At 40.3% G+C, this 16251-nt stretch carries 15 protein-coding genes; 2 read left to right on the plus strand and 13 right to left on the minus strand.

Annotation, left to right across the window (positions count from 1 at the left end):
- Window positions 1-260 precede the first annotated feature (260 nt).
- From G593_RS0102590 to G593_RS0102635, 9 genes are all read right to left on the minus strand, one after another.
- Window positions 261-593 (minus strand): DUF3784 domain-containing protein, encoded by a 333-nt coding sequence (locus G593_RS0102590; RefSeq protein WP_028087922.1) that lies wholly within the window; start codon window positions 591-593, stop codon window positions 261-263.
- A 75-nt stretch (window positions 594-668) separates the two neighbouring features.
- Window positions 669-1178, minus strand: a complete 510-nt coding sequence (locus G593_RS0102595) for a GGDEF domain-containing protein (RefSeq protein ID WP_049946446.1) — start codon at window positions 1176-1178, stop codon at window positions 669-671.
- 46 nt (window positions 1179-1224) lie between these two features.
- On the minus strand, window positions 1225-1533 hold the full coding sequence (locus tag G593_RS0102600) for an ArsR/SmtB family transcription factor (protein WP_029730636.1): 309 nt from the start codon (window positions 1531-1533) through the stop codon (window positions 1225-1227).
- A 135-nt stretch (window positions 1534-1668) separates the two neighbouring features.
- Window positions 1669-2379, minus strand: a complete 711-nt coding sequence (locus tag G593_RS0102610) for a 2Fe-2S iron-sulfur cluster-binding protein (RefSeq protein WP_330360783.1) — start codon at window positions 2377-2379, stop codon at window positions 1669-1671.
- On the minus strand, window positions 2376-3929 hold the full coding sequence (locus G593_RS0102615; protein WP_029730638.1) for an FAD-binding protein: 1554 nt from the start codon (window positions 3927-3929) through the stop codon (window positions 2376-2378). Before G593_RS0102615 ends, G593_RS0102610 begins: the two co-directional genes overlap by 4 nt.
- Window positions 3926-4465 (minus strand): hypothetical protein, encoded by a 540-nt coding sequence (locus G593_RS0102620; RefSeq protein WP_008703787.1) that lies wholly within the window; start codon window positions 4463-4465, stop codon window positions 3926-3928. The genes G593_RS0102615 and G593_RS0102620 overlap by 4 nt, the downstream gene beginning before the upstream one ends.
- Before the next feature lie 10 nt (window positions 4466-4475).
- Complete coding sequence (locus G593_RS0102625) at window positions 4476-4994, minus strand: DUF6921 family protein (RefSeq protein WP_009532262.1); 519 nt, start codon at window positions 4992-4994, stop codon at window positions 4476-4478.
- A 16-nt stretch (window positions 4995-5010) separates the two neighbouring features.
- Entirely contained in the window at window positions 5011-7134 is a 2124-nt protein-coding gene (locus tag G593_RS0102630; RefSeq protein WP_029730640.1) for a heavy metal translocating P-type ATPase, read from the minus strand.
- Between the two features lie 59 nt (window positions 7135-7193).
- Window positions 7194-7553, minus strand: coding sequence for an ArsR/SmtB family transcription factor (locus G593_RS0102635; protein WP_015512809.1), 360 nt, complete (start codon window positions 7551-7553; stop codon window positions 7194-7196).
- A gap of 443 nt (window positions 7554-7996) precedes the next feature.
- Here G593_RS0102635 and G593_RS0102640 point away from each other — a divergent pair, with 443 nt between their 5' ends.
- Window positions 7997-8845 (plus strand): tyrosine-type recombinase/integrase, encoded by an 849-nt coding sequence (locus G593_RS0102640; protein ID WP_029730641.1) that lies wholly within the window; start codon window positions 7997-7999, stop codon window positions 8843-8845.
- Entirely contained in the window at window positions 8842-10017 is a 1176-nt protein-coding gene (locus G593_RS0102645) for an IS91 family transposase (RefSeq protein ID WP_029730642.1), read from the plus strand. The genes G593_RS0102640 and G593_RS0102645 overlap by 4 nt, the downstream gene beginning before the upstream one ends.
- A gap of 287 nt (window positions 10018-10304) precedes the next feature.
- On the opposite strand, the gene gcvPA is transcribed toward G593_RS0102645, so the two are convergent.
- The 4 genes from gcvPA to lepA form a co-directional block, all read right to left on the minus strand.
- Window positions 10305-11723 carry an aminomethyl-transferring glycine dehydrogenase subunit GcvPA gene (gene gcvPA, locus G593_RS0102650; protein ID WP_242827023.1) on the minus strand — a complete coding sequence of 473 codons (1419 nt, stop codon included), beginning with the start codon at window positions 11721-11723 and terminating at the stop codon, window positions 10305-10307.
- Between the two features lie 234 nt (window positions 11724-11957).
- Window positions 11958-13157 carry an ATP-NAD kinase family protein gene (locus G593_RS0102655; RefSeq protein WP_029730644.1) on the minus strand — a complete coding sequence of 400 codons (1200 nt, stop codon included), beginning with the start codon at window positions 13155-13157 and terminating at the stop codon, window positions 11958-11960.
- Between the two features lie 111 nt (window positions 13158-13268).
- On the minus strand, window positions 13269-14360 hold the full coding sequence (gene hemW / locus G593_RS0102660) for a radical SAM family heme chaperone HemW (protein WP_029730645.1): 1092 nt from the start codon (window positions 14358-14360) through the stop codon (window positions 13269-13271).
- Window positions 14360-16174 (minus strand): translation elongation factor 4, encoded by a 1815-nt coding sequence (lepA, locus tag G593_RS0102665; protein ID WP_005334431.1) that lies wholly within the window; start codon window positions 16172-16174, stop codon window positions 14360-14362. The genes hemW and lepA overlap by 1 nt, the downstream gene beginning before the upstream one ends.
- Window positions 16175-16251 lie beyond the last annotated feature (77 nt).

The raw sequence follows: 16251 nt of genomic DNA on the forward strand, positions 1-16251 counted from the left end.
ATAATTTCTGATTTTTGGCTACCTTAACCCACCGTCTAAAGCCAGTGGGATTGCGGTAGCCTTATTTCAAATTTTGAAACCACAAAATTACGTATGGAATGTAGTTTGAACGAATAATATTTTCCATAAAAAATTATTCAATTTTTGTATAAACTTTCTTATCTTTCCATCAAAAAAAATCTGTATCCCCTTACGCTCTTGGGTGGCGTAAGGGGTTTACAGATTTTTATTACTACTTATTCTCTACATACTGGAAGTTATTACTTTCTGCATAGTGTGTTTCCTAAAATGATAATTACCACGACATCAACCAAAATAATCCCCAATGCAATATATATAAAAAATGCAGGCAAAATATTTTCAAACAAGCTCATAGTTAATGCAAGAATTGCTATAATAGACATTCCAATTCCCATTGTTCTGCATAACTTCTTTTCATCATATTTTTCCTTTTCTTCTCTTGAAGCTGTATTATATCCAGAAATGAACCAGCTTCCATGTCCAGAAAGTAAAATAATAGAAAGTACAGCAAATATCACAAAGACAATCCACACTATCCAATCAGAGCCTGTTGCTAAATCTGCTAATTTCATTTACATACTCCTCCTTACATTTCATTTTCTTAATTTTATAAACTTGAATTTTACAAGTAAAATGACCGAAATTATTTATTTGCTATTTCTACGATCATTATGCTCATAGTATTTCATTTTATCTTGATACATCTGTTCATCGATTCTATTCATAAAATCATCTATTGTTTCGTTACTTAGATTAGTTATTGCGTATCCCATAGATGCAGATAACTGATACGGTTTATCGTTCTTTTCATTCTCTGTCACAAAATTCTTTTTAGCAGATTTGATTATTTTTTGTATGAGCTGATCATCTGTTGTATTTAGCATTATAACAAATTCATCACCAGCATATCTTGTTACTACACCATATTCAGAGAACGATTTCCGAAGTAAATCAGCAACAATACACAATGCCAGATCTCCTTCTGCGTGTCCGTAGTTATCGTTAATCTGTTTAAATCCGTTCAGATCAATCATAATACCGGATACCCAGCAGTCCTTTTTATTACAGACTCGCTTATGTAAAAATTCCAGATACACGCGATTATATAATCCTGTAAGGCAATCTGTAAAAATAATCTCGTTTTTTAGTGCTGTCATTATTCCCGCGACCGGTATTGCAATAGATGCCCAGGTGATTGCAATTTCAACGAAAAATGCCTGAATAACTACCCCTAATATAACAGGAGCAAGTAAGGGATTCTATAAAGTGTTTGTAATTCATCAATGTCTCACAATTCAAAGAATAGTGATGCCATTTTCCTTCCTTACGATCATTCACAAGGCCGCATCCTACCAATATCTTCATATCATGGGATAAAGTTGGCTGGGTAATTTCAAATCTTTCCAAAAGTTTACACCCGCACTTTTCTCCATCCGACAGCATCTGTACAATTTCCAGCCGGTTCGCATCGCCCAAAGCCTTGCATATCAAAGCCACATCCATTGCATTCATATTGACACCTCACATTGATCATTGTCTATGTTCAATATAATATATACATAGATATTTGCCAATGTATGTGTTTTAAAAAAGAGAATCAAGTTTTTGATTCTCTTCATACATTCATTATAGCTTTTATCATCCATTTTATTTGCCCCAAACAGCCGCTGCATTCGACCTTACAAGCAGTTCTTCCACAGGCAGACCAATCGGACAAATATCATGACAAGATAACGACTTCCCGCATCCCTCAAAATATTTCTTCTTATATTCAGCAGAAATCTCATTCAAATGAGTGCTTTCCTGTTCTTCATTCAGAATCCGAAATGCGTTGACTGCAGCAACAGCGCCTGCGAAAGTCCCATTTGCAGAGAAGTTAGGACACACTTCAAGGCAGCAGCCACACATCAGACAGCGTGCCGACTGGTATCTCGGTTCATGTGTCCACGAACTCATATAAGCTTCACTTTCAAGCCAAAGGTTCAGTTTTTTCAAATTTTCAAACAGATTTGACCGGTCAACGATCAAATCTCTTACAAGCGGAAATTTGCTTAAAGGTTCCAAGGTGATTGTAGAACCTTTTAACATATGTAGAAATGTAGAGCAGGCCAGCCGGGGAAGTCCGTTGATCAGCATGGCACACGCTCCGCATTTCCGTACCATACAACCGCATTCCCATCCAATAGGAGCAGCCGTATTCCCACATGCATCTGTCAGTGGGTTACGACTATTCAATTCGTTTAAGACAGCGGCAATAGAACTATTTTCACTTCCGTCAAACTCAAATTCCTGCCAATAACTATCTGATTTCTGACTCTCCTGCCGCCTGATTTTTATTTTATATACCAAGTGAATCACCGCCTTTCTGGAACAGGTACAAAGGAAATCTGTATCTGCTTTCCATCAAATCTGGCTACCGTTGTTTTAAGGTAATCATTGTCATTGCTCTTCGGATAATCCTCCCGCCAGTGTGCACCACGGCTTTCTTTTCTTGCAAGAGCACTCTTTAGAACTGCCATGCCAAGCAATGGAAGATTTCCTGTCAGCGCTTGTACCGTTTGAATCCCATTTAACAACGTATTCTCATTTCTGACAACGCCCATAGTCTCCTGCATCACTTTGTTTAATTGCTTTATTTCTGAAATTTGAGACGCTGGTGGAAAATCTATCTGTGTCGCACAAGATAGATCTACTACATCTGCCTGTTCTGCCTGTTCGCATGCTGATTTTGCCGCAACACGTCCTCCGTATAACGCTCCTAACAGAGAATTTCCACCAAGACGGTTGGCACCATGATATTGGGCACAGCATTCTCCGGCAGCGTAAAGATTCTGAATCGGCGTTCTGTGCTGCTCATCCACCAGAATACCTCCCATAAAATAGTGAATTCCCGGTAAAACAGACACCGGTTCCTTTCGTATATCTTTATGCAAATAGGTCATACAATCGTCTGCCAGACCAGATAGCTTATTTGAAATAATCTCCTCCGATATTTCCGTCATGTCAAGAAATACCTCTGATTCATGGCTGACCTTCCATATCTCTCTGGCGGTAATATCTCGTGGCATCAGATTTCCAAGCTCCGGGTATTTTTCCTCCATGAAATACCATTGTTTTCCATCTTTCATGGCAAACAACCTGCCACCTTCCCCTCTGGCCGCCTCGCTGATGAGCATGCGTTTTCCACCACATTTCACAGTTGTCGGATGATACTGGATCATCTCGCCATTTGCCAGAGGAACACCAAGCCGGAACAATTCTGCGGTGACTTCTCCTGTATTGCTCAGCGAACCCGTTGTATTTCCAAACAATCCGTGCATACCACCGGTGGCAACAATAACCGCATCCCCCGGTAATTCCACAGTCTCCTGACTGTATTCATCCCTGATTACGCAGCCACAACAAATATTGCCACACAGACGAAGTGTTAGGAAAGAATGATGGCTGAACCGTTCTACCATACCAGATGCTTCTTTCCTGCGAACAGCGTCTATCATAGCTGTCATGATCTGCTTCCCGGTATCGCTCTGTGCAAAAGCAGTCCGTTTCTTTTTCTGCCCGCCAAAATTTCGCAGATCCACATCATCATAGCCACTCATGTTAAATTTAACTCCAAGTTTTAGCAGCCAGTGCACCAGCTCCGGTGCTGCCTGTGTCATTCCCCAAACTGCATTTGAATCTGCCAGACCACATGCTGCCTTTATTGTGTCTGTAAAATGTTCTTCGGGACTGTCGTTTTCATCTTTTGTATTCAAAGCTGCGTTGATACCGCCCTCCGCCATAACAGACTGTGCCCGCTCTGACGGAAGGGAGGAAACCAGTTTTACATTGCATCCATTTTCCGCTGCCTGCAAAGCCGCTGAAAGTCCTGCCAGTCCAGCACCTATAATAATAATTGTCTTACTCATAGATATTGCCACCCAATATAATAGAAAATAACTGCGCCCGCTATAAACAGAAGGAGCACCGAAAGAATCAAATAAATATCACCCCTTCGTTCTTTATAACTGATGATTCCCAGCGATACGAGCAATGGGCGGATATTGATAAAAATATGAACAAAGATTGCCGCCACAAACAAAAGCTGAGTTACCATCTTTACCGTTGTAAAAGGGAACAAAATATATGTCCCATTCTGCACCTTTCCAAACAAGCCAATATGGAAGAACAGCAGGATCAGTATTGCCAGCCCACTGGCTCGTCTCGCCCAGAATATGGCGTTCTGTTTCAGATACATTTTTCCGGATTGCTTCGCTGTCTGTAAACTCTGAACTGTCAGGATGACACCAATCACCGTATGCACAACAAGAATACCAACACCAATCCATGCAAGAAGTTTCCCTGCACTACTTCCAACTCCGTTCAGCATAAAGCTTCCCATGATTCCATGAATCATAAAAATGAGAAGCATTAAAACAGACAAAATCGTATTCCATTTTCTCATAAATTCCCGCTCACCTCATTTCTTCGCTGTCCATGATCATATAGTCCATCTGTGTTAGCGTTGTAACGTCAATAAAATCATCCGATGCCAGGAATACATCATACTTTCCACTTACCACTCTTGATAGCATCATTGTGTTACTGTACTCTTTCAGATCTACGGAAAAACCGGCCTGTTTCAATCTGTCACAGAGTTTCTTAGCATAACTGACAAGCGGATAATCCGTCTCAGATACATATAACCGAAAACTAATGTCCGTTTTCATGAGATCTGTTTCATTTGTTTCCGAATCGTCCAGTGCCAATTCTTTTAATTTATTCCGGGTGTTCTCGTTGTCGAGACCATCTGACATCATATTAATACCGAGAACATAAGAGCCTTCCAACTGTGCGGAGGCTTGAGCCGCCTTTTTTGACTTCGGTGTTGCTCCTGTGACTGCATCAATCATAGAAGGCGGTGAATGTAAAATGGCACCAAAACCTACAAGAAAAACAATCGTAACAACTAACAGAATCAGTTTTCGTTTCACATTCCCACCTCATTTCCTATTCTTTCAAAATTCTCATTGCGTTCAAAACAGCAATTATGGTAACGCCTACATCGCCAAATACAGCTTCCCACATTCCCGCAATACCAAGAGCGCCAAGAATCAGGAACACACTTTTAATCCCAAGAGCAATCACTATATTCTGCATGACAATCTGTTTTGTCGCTTTTGCTACTTCAATCGCGTCCACCAGCTTAGACGGTTCATCTGTCATCAGAACTACATCTGCTGCTTCAATGGCCGCATCCGAACCAAGCCCACCCATTGCAATACCAACATCTGCACGGGCAAGGACAGGAGCGTCATTGATACCATCACCAACAAAAGCCAATTTGCTTCCCGGTCTCTTTTTACTATCTAAAAGCTCAACCTTTTCCACTTTTTGGTCAGGAAGCAGCTGTGCATAATATTCATCCAACTGCAATTCTTCTGCAACGGACTTCCCAATTTTTTCATCATCACCGGTAAGCATGACTGTTTTTTCCACGCCGATATGTTTCAGGTCAGAAATTGCTTTTTTACTGTCCGGCTTCACTTCATCTGTTATCAAAATACATCCTGCATATTGACCATCTACCGCCAAATAAACTTTTGTACCTGCGTTTTCACAGGTTGTGTACTCTATACATTCTGTATCCATAAGTTTCGTATTGCCAGCAAAAACTTTCTTTTCCCCTGCCATTACACTGATTCCATATCCTGAAATTTCCTTATAATCAGAAATCACTGACTGATCAATTTCTTTTCCATAAGCAGAGAGAATGGATTTTGCAATAGGATGGTTAGAAAAACTCTCTGCCTCTGCCGCATACTCCAGAACCTGTTCTTTTGAAAATCCATTTGCAGGCAAAATATCCGTCACATTGAAAACACCTTTTGTAAGTGTTCCGGTTTTATCGAACACAATAGCGCTGACATTATTAAGTGCCTCTAAATAATTGCTTCCTTTTACAAGAACACCTCGTTTAGATGCTGCACCAATGCCGCCGAAGAAAGTCAGCGGGATTGAAATAACCAATGCACATGGACAAGATACCACAAGGAAAACAAATCCTCTGCGAATCCACTCTGTCCAGCCTCCGCCAAGAATGATCGGTGGCAGAATCGCCAGAAAAGCTGCTAAGATTACAACCACAGGTGTATAATAACGTGCAAATGTAGTAATAAAATTTTCTGTTGGTGCTTTTCGGCTTGACGCATTTTCCACAAGATCAATAATCTTTGAAGCCGTAGATTCACCAAATGCTTTTGTTGTCTTAATCATTAAGACACCCGTCTGATTCATACAACCGGAAAGTGCTTCGTCTCCTTTATGAACACTTCTCGGAACTGATTCTCCTGTTAAGGCGCTTGTATCCAGCATAGAATCTCCATCCAATACCACACCGTCTAATGGAATTTTTTCACCAGGCTTTACAATAATAATCTCACCAATGGAGACATTTTCTGGAGATATGGTAATCAATTCCCCATTTCTTCTTACTGTAGCAGAATCTGGACGTATATCCATTAAGTCTGATATAGATTTTCTGGAACGCTTAACAGCCAATGACTGAAAAAATTCACCTACCTGATAGAATAGCATAACAGCAACTGCTTCTGGATATTCACCAATGACAAAAGCCCCAATCGTAGAAACACTCATCAAAAAATGTTCATCAAATACACGCCCCTTTGAAATGTTCCTCACAGCCTGCCATACAACATCTCCACCAAGAATAACATAAGAAACAATGAGAAAAGCTAACTCGATAGGCAGTGGCACTTTCGCAAAAACAGTCAATGCCATACCAATGACATAGATTGCTGCACCAGTCGCTAAACGAACTGTCAACTTCTTATCCTCATTGTTATAGGATTCATTGGCCTCCTGCTTTTTTTCCGGTATATAAGATTCCTGTACAATTTCAGAAACTTCCACATCTGGCTCATGGCTATGAACAATCGTTTCAATCTGACTGGCTATCGTATCTGCGGCTGTCTGAGCAACATTGATTGTAAGCGTCTGCTTCATCAGATTTACCACTGAGGATTGCACTCCATCCAACTCTCCGACTTCTTTTTCAATTTTTGCGGAACAATTTGGACAGTCCAACCCTTTTAATAGAAATATGCGTTTCATGATAATCTCCTTATAATTTGTTTAATTGTTCAATTACTCAACTATAATATTAAAAAATATTATTTCTGCCAAAGATGCTCAAATCCCTTGTCAATAATCTCTTTCACATGATCATCTGCCAGCGAGTAGTAAACTATCTGTGCTTCTTTACGGAATTTTACCAGATTCGCTAGGCGTAATGCCTTTAACTGATGCGAAATTGCAGATTTTGTTACCCCCAGTAGCACTGCAAGATCACATACACACATCTCACTCTGTTCTAGAGCGTGTAAGATTTGTACTCTAGTTCCATCTCCAAATAGCTTAAACAAAGAAGCCAACTGGATATAATCATCTTTTGGCTGCATCTTGGATTTCACATCATTCACAATATCCTCATGAATTACATCGCAATTACAAATATAAGACGTTTTTGACATATATTCACCTCCAAATAATAATAGTTGAACAATTACTCAACTATTATTATACTTATTTTTAAATTTATGTCAATAAGCTGATGTTACTTCCCCATAAATTTTACAATTAAAACCAGCTCTTTATTCTTTTCTTAATCTTTTTTCCCAGTATACCGTTTTGGCTTTCTTGTCACACTTCCTGTAAATCCCGATTGAACAAAATCGCTGCGCGATGGCCTGCCAAGGCTGTGGCGCAGTTTTATTTTTATTAAAAAAGCAGTGGAATTACTTTCCATAATCCGTTATTGTTAAGTTACCACACGAAACAACTGAACTAAGAAAGCTCCACTGCCTATGATAAGAATAACATTTTCCAGTCTCTTCCGCAATCGGAATTATGACGCTAATGCACCTCCGAATAGGTAGATGTAATTATTAACACTACTTATTCTGGAGGTTTTATTATGTATAAAGATATTTTTGAATCCATCCGCAATGAAGCGGAAAAACGTAACCTGCGTGAAAGAACGATTCAACTGTATTGCTCGGATGTCAGTTACTTCCTTCGTTGGATCGGAAAAAATGTTTCTAATCTTACACTTGAAGATGCGGAAAGTTTTCTTACTGCAAAACGTCTGGAAGGCAGGTCTCCTGAAACTCACAATCACTATCGGTCTGCAATCAAGTTCTTATATAAAAAGGTGCTGAAGATTCTCTGGGATGATGACACTGTTCCAGCTATGAAAAGAGAGCGAAATCTTCCTGCCGTTCTATCCCGCGATGAAATAAATGCAATCATTGACGCCACTCCGAATCTGAAGCATAAAGCGATTATTGCAACTATGTATTCTTCCGGATTACGTGTATCGGAGGTCGTTCATCTCCATTATGATGACATTTCCCGTACCAACATGACAATTCATGTTCGTGAAACCAAAGGCAGAATTGACAGGTATACGATTCTGTCTCAAAAAAATTTAGACCTTCTCACTGAGTATTGGTACAAATGTGGTCGCCCCAAAGATATCCTTTTCCCAAGTTCCTGGACCGGTGGATATCTTGATATAACCGGTGTTAACCAGTTCTTTAAGAAAAGTGCTAAACTCGCCGGCATTACCCGTCATGTTTCCTCTCATGCATGTCGTCATAGTTTTGCCAGCCACTTATTCGAAAGTGGCACAGATATAAAATATATCCAGTCACTTCTGGGACATGTTGATCCTCGCTCTACAGATGTTTACCTTCATGTGAGCAACAAGACACTTCTTGGGATCCGCAGCCCGTTCGACAACCCGGAAGGTGGTGAATCATGAGTAAGGATTGTACGATTCAGGATGTTTTTCATCGTTTTTATCCATCTTTTGAATCCACACATAGTATTTCTCCCGCTCAGCGAAAGGCCGCTTATCACATCATGAATTGCAAAACCGGTGCCTTTGGTGTGAATGTAAGCGTATGCGAGGACTGCGGCTGCATGTCAGTCCACTATAACTCCTGCCGTGACAGATGCTGTCCTATGTGTCAGGAGTTTCCAAAGGAAAAGTGGGTAGATGCACGGCGTGAGGATATCTTAGATGCTCCTTATTTCCATGTGGTTTTTACAGTTCCAGAAGAACTCAATCCCATTATCTACAGCAACCAGAAATTCTTATATACTGCTCTTTATCATGCGGCTTCAGATACTCTCAGTGAACTTGCTGCTGATAGTAAATATCTTGGGACTGATATCGGCTATATTTGTATCCTCCATACATGGGGAAGTACCATGAATTTTCATCCTCATATCCATGCGATTGTTCTTGGTGGAGGGCTGGATGTGAAAAATCATTGGAAAGACAATGGGAAAGATTTTTTCCTTCCGATTAAGGTAATCTCAAAAACGTTTCGTGGAAAATACATGGCTGAACTTAAGCAGCTCTGGGAAAATGACAGGCTTGAATTTCATGGATCGGCTGCACCTTACAAAAACTACTATACTTTCAAGGAATTGTTAAATACCTGCTATACAAAGGAATGGATTCCTTATTGCAAGAAACCATTTGACGGTGCCGAATCTGTCATCAGATACCTTGGAAAATACACCCACCGGATTGCTATCAGCAACTACCGTATCAAAGACATGACAGAATCTACAGTTACTTTTTCTGCTAAAGATTACAAAAACCAAGGGCTTTGGAAAGAGATCACCATATCCGGCGAGGAATTTATCCGTCGATTTTTAATGCATGTTCCTCCAAAACGTTTTGTACGTATCAGGCACTATGGTCTTCTTTCATCCAGAAATAAGAAGAAAAAGATTACCCTATGCAGAAACATCCTTGGTTGCAAAAAATATATTTCCAAGCTGAAAGATATGGATGCACCTGCCATTATCCGTCTTCTTTATCACAAAGATATATGCAAGTGTTCTTCCTGTGGTGGTAAGATTATTCCTCTGCCTACAGAACAACATTTTATAAAACCAAAACCACATATGCTCTGTTAACGTATCATAACTGTATATTTTTTTAGCTTCCTTAGGGAGGCTTATTTCTGGTGTCATAATACAGGACTGAATGATAAATTCTATGTGTTTCTATGTGTACACGCTATCCTATTATAAATAGAGTGTCAGAATTAAAAGTCCATATAGAGTTGACGCGCTTTGTTCAACCAGAAAAAATCGAAATTGATGCAAACGAAAGGGCAGTTAATGAAAAGTCTCAATACTGCTTTTTCGTTTGCACCACCTTCGATTCTTTCCTTAACGCTTTGTCTTATAATATCCCATCACTATTCCCCCTTTACAATCCGCTTGAGGGCATCACGAAGATGCTCCATCTCTTCTAATGTCGTAATCTCTGATACACAATAAAGTGCACATTGCCCAAGCTCTGGGAAATCATGACTTAAGTCTTTTCCGCCAAATATGTTCTCTTTTAACAATTCTTTATTAATTTCTTCAACCGTCTTTCCAGTCCGGTTAAAATCTATTACAAACTCCTGAAACTTCGCATTTTCAAATCTCTTTGCCCGAACTTTCGGAATCTCATCTAAAATATCCTCCAGATATGCTGCATTCTGAATAATCGTCTCACCGAGTTCGTACATGCCCTGCGGTCCCATACTTGCCAGGTACACACCTGCCGTAATTGCCCAGAGACCTGTTTCTGTTCCAAAATACTCTTTTGCATTCTCACGGCTTCCATGAGAGCTTCGATAATTCATCGCTCTTCCCCATCCATAGGTATCTTCTTTCTCTGTCTCTGTAATTCCATACATATAAGTTGGAAATTGTTCTACCAGATCCATATTCTGATTACATGCAATAAATCCTGCCTGACCACCGCCGAACTGAATGTGCATTCCAAGAGGCTGTATATCTCCACATACAATATCAGCACCCTGATTTACCGGGCTCTCCATAATTCCAAGCGCTGCCGCCTCTGTCTGTACAACACAATAAGCTCCTGCATCATGTGCCAGTTTTGCAATTTCTTCTCCTCTTGTCTCAAAGTTACCAAGATAAGTTGGATTTTCAAAAAATACAGCTGCAACATTTTTCTTTGCCAACTGTTCTTTCAACTCTTCCAGATCCATAAGTCCTGTCTCTGGTTCATAAGCTATTTTTCTTACTTCTGCCACATTTCTACAATACTGTACGACCTGTGAATATATTTCCGGATTCATAGTCTTCGGAACAAGAATCACTTTTCCAGCCATTCCTTTTTCTCTGACTGCTCTGACTGCCATACGAAGCGAAGATGCCACTGCCTGACCGCCATCATAAGTTGTATAACTTACAACATCTGTGTCCAGAAGTTCTCCCATCATGCTTGTGTATTCAAAGATTGCCTGCATCTTACCATGATCAGAATATGTATCTCCACAGTAAGCAGTCAGAAACTCACCTCTGGAATTTATCTCATCGCAAATTGCCGGCACCTGATGTTTGTAACACCCGGCTCCAAGAAAGCTCGTATATTCTTCCGTTGTAATATCACGATTCAAAATTCCCATCACATGTCTTTTCAGTTCATATTCACTTCTGATCGGTTCCGGAATATCTAATCGTTCTTTATACAACAATTCATCTGGAATTATACTTTTGTAAATGTCTTCTACGCTGTTGATCCCCAATTCATCCAACATTGCCTTCTTATTCTCTGATACACTATTAGGCATATATGGATGTACAAAACTGTTTTCCACAAGAATCACTCCTTTCATGGCAGTTCACTTATTGATTATCTAAATATTTTTATTTATTTCACCTACAACACATACATTAGTCTTCAAACAGTGATTTCGTCAAGTTATTTTGTTAATCATTTGATATTTTTGCAATATTTCACAAAAAGCAAAATAAGAAGTCGGCCATTTGTCGATTTCTTTAAATATTCCATAATATTCATCTTTACCAAAGGCTATTTGCAGATTCTTTCTTTATCCAACCTTGTAAATAGCAGAATCAGAATTTTTGAATATAATTTTATAATACCCCTTTAAATACTCATCTGCATCTGCATCGCCAGTATCTACATGCATCGGCTGCCCGCCAAGTCCTGCCAGTTTTTCTTTTGTTGCTACAATTTCAATCTGTTCTTTTCCTACTTTTCTGATTACCCGTGGACTAATCTGCTGATTTCCTCTTCCTAACAAAAAACCATTTCCACCAATACAGGTCACCAGAATTTTTATATGACTGTATGAATTGACACAGTTCCACAATTCTCTTTCATTCGCATCTCGAAGTATGATTTTACCATTTCTGATTACATCCACTCCACGGACAGTTCCATGTACTTTCTTTTTCCCAGTATCCTCCTGCTCGTCATTTTCACACAATAACTCTTTTATCTTCCAGGTCGTTCCTCCCGGGCCGATAATATAAACCCAGTCCTTTTCCATTCGCAAGATTGCTGCCCTCGCTATTATAGTTGCGGACTCGCCTGACCCCAAATCCAATTCTTTTGCCTTTTGTAAATGTTTTCCATCACTTAATACTTCCAAAAATCCGTACAATTGGGGGCTTACGTTTCTGGAATCTAAATCCTTCTCTTCAATATCAAGAACTTCCCTCATTTCATAAGACATCTCTTTTCCTTCAAGCCACCCTGCCAACATCTCACCTGCCTGATATGGATTACAGGCATAACACGCAGAATACATCTTCACTCCTGCCGGGATTCCAAGAACCGTCACATCCGTACCAACAGCTTCACAAATGTCCCTTGCAGTCCCATCTCCTCCACAAAACACGAGAAGATCCACACCCTGTTCTTTCATAATTTGTGCACAAAGCTTCGTATCTTCTGCGCTGCTTGTATGGGCTTTTGGACATAACACCACATCACATGGAATTTTAAGTTTCTCAAGCAAAGCTTCTCCCATATCCCCTGGTGCACTTAAGATTGAAAAATTTTTCTCTCCCACCAATCCTTTATCTCCTGCAACTAAACTTGCGGTAAGATCTGCAATTTTGCTCATACAGCTTTCTGCTCTCTTGGGGGCTGTTCTTTCACAGCCTTCCAGGAAAAGCTTTTCTATTTTTTTGTAATTGTCACTTCCTTTTAGACCGGCTTTTCCACCAATTCCAGCATATGGATTTAGAATAAAACCTATTTTCTTTTTCTTAGTCGCCATCTTTTCCCCTGTGTCGTTGCTGTTTACTGTAAACTTTTTTATCGCTATATAATCTTAAAACTTTCTTTTGTCATTTTTATGTTATCAAATCAACAAATCCAAGAATAATCTTTACAACAAAAACTCACTCATAACATAGTTGCTGACATCGATTCCACGATCTGTAAGTTTCACAAAGTCTTCGCCATCTTCCAGAAGTCCTTTCTGTTCCATGTCTCTTATCACATTTCCATAAACGTTCTCCATGCTCTCACCATACATCTTAAGAAATTTTATTTTTGATACACCTTTCATCATACGCAGGCCAAGGAACATCGTCTCTTCCATCTGTGCAGATACAGTTAACTTTTCCGGCTCTTCTCCATAATTAAATCTACTGTTATTGATCAGTGATGCAGCTCCGGTTCCAATCCCCAGATATTCTGTTCGCTCCCAGTATCCGATATTATGTCTGCAAGCATATCCAGGCTTTGCATAATTAGAAATCTCATATCTTTCATATCCGTATTTCGAAAGTATTTCTTTCGTTCTCCAATACATCTTACGCTCTGTCTCTTCATCAGGTAATTCGTCTGCATGACGCCCTTCCCCATACTCCTCATAAAATGGAGTACCTTCCTCCACGATCAGACTATATGCAGAAATGTGTTCCGGGGCAAGCTCTGCCACTGTTTTTAAGTTTTCCTCCCAGTCAGTAAGACTTTGTCCCGGAATTGCTGACATCAGATCAAGATTAATATTCTCAAATCCTTCTGCTCTTGCCATACGATATGTTTCAAGAAATTCTTCATATGTATGAATACGACCCAGTATCTGAAGTTCTCTATTTTTTGTAGATTGCAGGCCAATGCTTAATCGGTTAATTCCACATTTTTTATAACCGGAAAGCTTTTCCCTGTCTACAGTTCCTGGATTCATCTCAACTGTGATCTCTGCATTTTCTTCTACAACAAATGTATCACGGACTGCTGAAAATATCTGCTGCATCTGAAAAGCTGTCAAAGTAGAAGGCGTTCCCCCACCGACAAAGATACTGATAACACGACAAGCCTCCGCCAGGTGCGCGTATGAGCGAATATCCTGACAAAGGCTTTTCACATAAGATTCCCTCTCATCCGCCGTTGACGGACCTGAGAGGAAATCGCAATATTTACATTTTTTTTTACAAAATGGTATATGAATATATAATTCTAATAATCTCATTATTTGTCATCCAACTTCAGTACACTCATAAATGCTTTCTGAGGAATCTCTACGTTACCAACCTGACGCATACGCTTCTTTCCTTCTTTCTGTTTTTCAAGAAGCTTTCTCTTACGGCTGATATCACCACCGTAACATTTTGCAAGCACATCTTTTCGCATTGCTCTTACAGTCTCACGGGCAATAATCTTTCCACCAATAGCCGCCTGAATCGGGATTTCAAAGAGCTGTCTTGGAATCTCTTCTTTAAGCTTCTCGCACATCTTTCTTCCACGTTCATATGCAGTATCTGCATGGACGATAAAGGAAAGAGCGTCTACTTCTTCTTTATTGACCAGAATATCCAGTTTCACAAGTTCAGATCTCTGGTATCCGTCCATCTCATAATCAAAGGAAGCGTATCCTCTGGATCTGGACTTCAATGCATCAAAGAAATCGTAGATAATCTCGTTGAGCGGCAGTCTGTAATGCAGAACTGCACGGGTCTCTTCAATATATTCCATGCCAAGATACTCTCCTCGTCTCTCCTGACATAGATCCATAATCGTACCGATAAATTCGGATGTTACCATAATCTCAGCCTTTACCATCGGCTCTTCCATATATTCAATCTCAGAAGGATCCGGAAGATTAGACGGGTTTGTCAGTTCTATGACATCTCCGTTCGTCTTGTATACTTTATAAATAACTCCCGGTGCTGTTGTAACAAGATCAAGATTATACTCTCTCTCCAGACGCTCCTGAATAATCTCCAGATGGAGAAGTCCCAAAAAGCCACAGCGAAATCCAAATCCAAGAGCAATGGAAGTCTCCGGCTCAAACTGCAGGGACGCATCATTTAATTGAAGCTTCTCAAGAGCATCCCGAAGATCCGGATACTTTGCCCCATCCGCAGGATACAGTCCACAGTAAACCATCGGATTCACTTTCTTATATCCCGGCAACGGCTCCTCGCAAGGATTCGCTGCATCTGTGATGGTATCTCCTACACGGGTATCTCCGACATTCTTCAAGCTGGCCGTAATATAGCCTACCATACCTGCTTCCAGCTCATCACATGGAATGAATTGTCCGGCTCCAAAATATCCGACTTCAACGACATCTGCCTCTGCTCCTGTCGCCATCATACGGATCTTCGTACCTTTTTTCACGGTACCTTCACGGAGTCTGCAAAATACGATAACCCCTTTATAAGAATCATATAGGGAATCAAAAATCAATGCCTTCAATGGTGCTTTCGGATCTCCGCCCGGTGCCGGGATCTTTTCCACGATCTGCTCCAGAACCTGATCTACATTCAGCCCTGTCTTTGCAGAAATAAGTGGCGCATCATGTGCCTCGATTCCAATGATATCTTCAATCTCTTCAATGACACGGTCCGGCTCTGCACTTGGAAGATCAATCTTATTAATAACAGGCATTACATCCAGATCATGATCCAACGCCAGATATACATTGGCCAGTGTCTGAGCCTCTACTCCCTGAGCTGCGTCTACGACCAGAATCGCACCGTCACACGCTGCCAGACTTCTTGATACTTCATAGTTAAAATCTACATGTCCCGGTGTGTCGATCAGGTTAAAGATATACTCTTCTCCGTCTTTTGCCTTATATACTGTACGGACTGCCTGAGCCTTGATCGTGATTCCGCGCTCGCGTTCCAGATCCATATTGTCAAGCACCTGTGCCTGCATCTCGCGGCTCGTCAGAAGCCCTGTCTGTTCAATGATACGGTCTGCCAATGTTGATTTACCATGGTCAATATGAGCCACAATACAAAAATTGCGAATTTTACTTTGATCTATTCCTGCCACTTATCTTCTACCTCTTTATCTCTTTATCTTAAACTTTTTCTATTATAATGATGTTGGAGTCAAAAGCCCCAACTATG

The sequence above is a fragment of the Dorea sp. AGR2135 genome (assembly GCF_000420885.1).
GTDB classification, from domain to species: Bacteria; Bacillota; Clostridia; order Lachnospirales; family Lachnospiraceae; genus Dorea; species Dorea formicigenerans.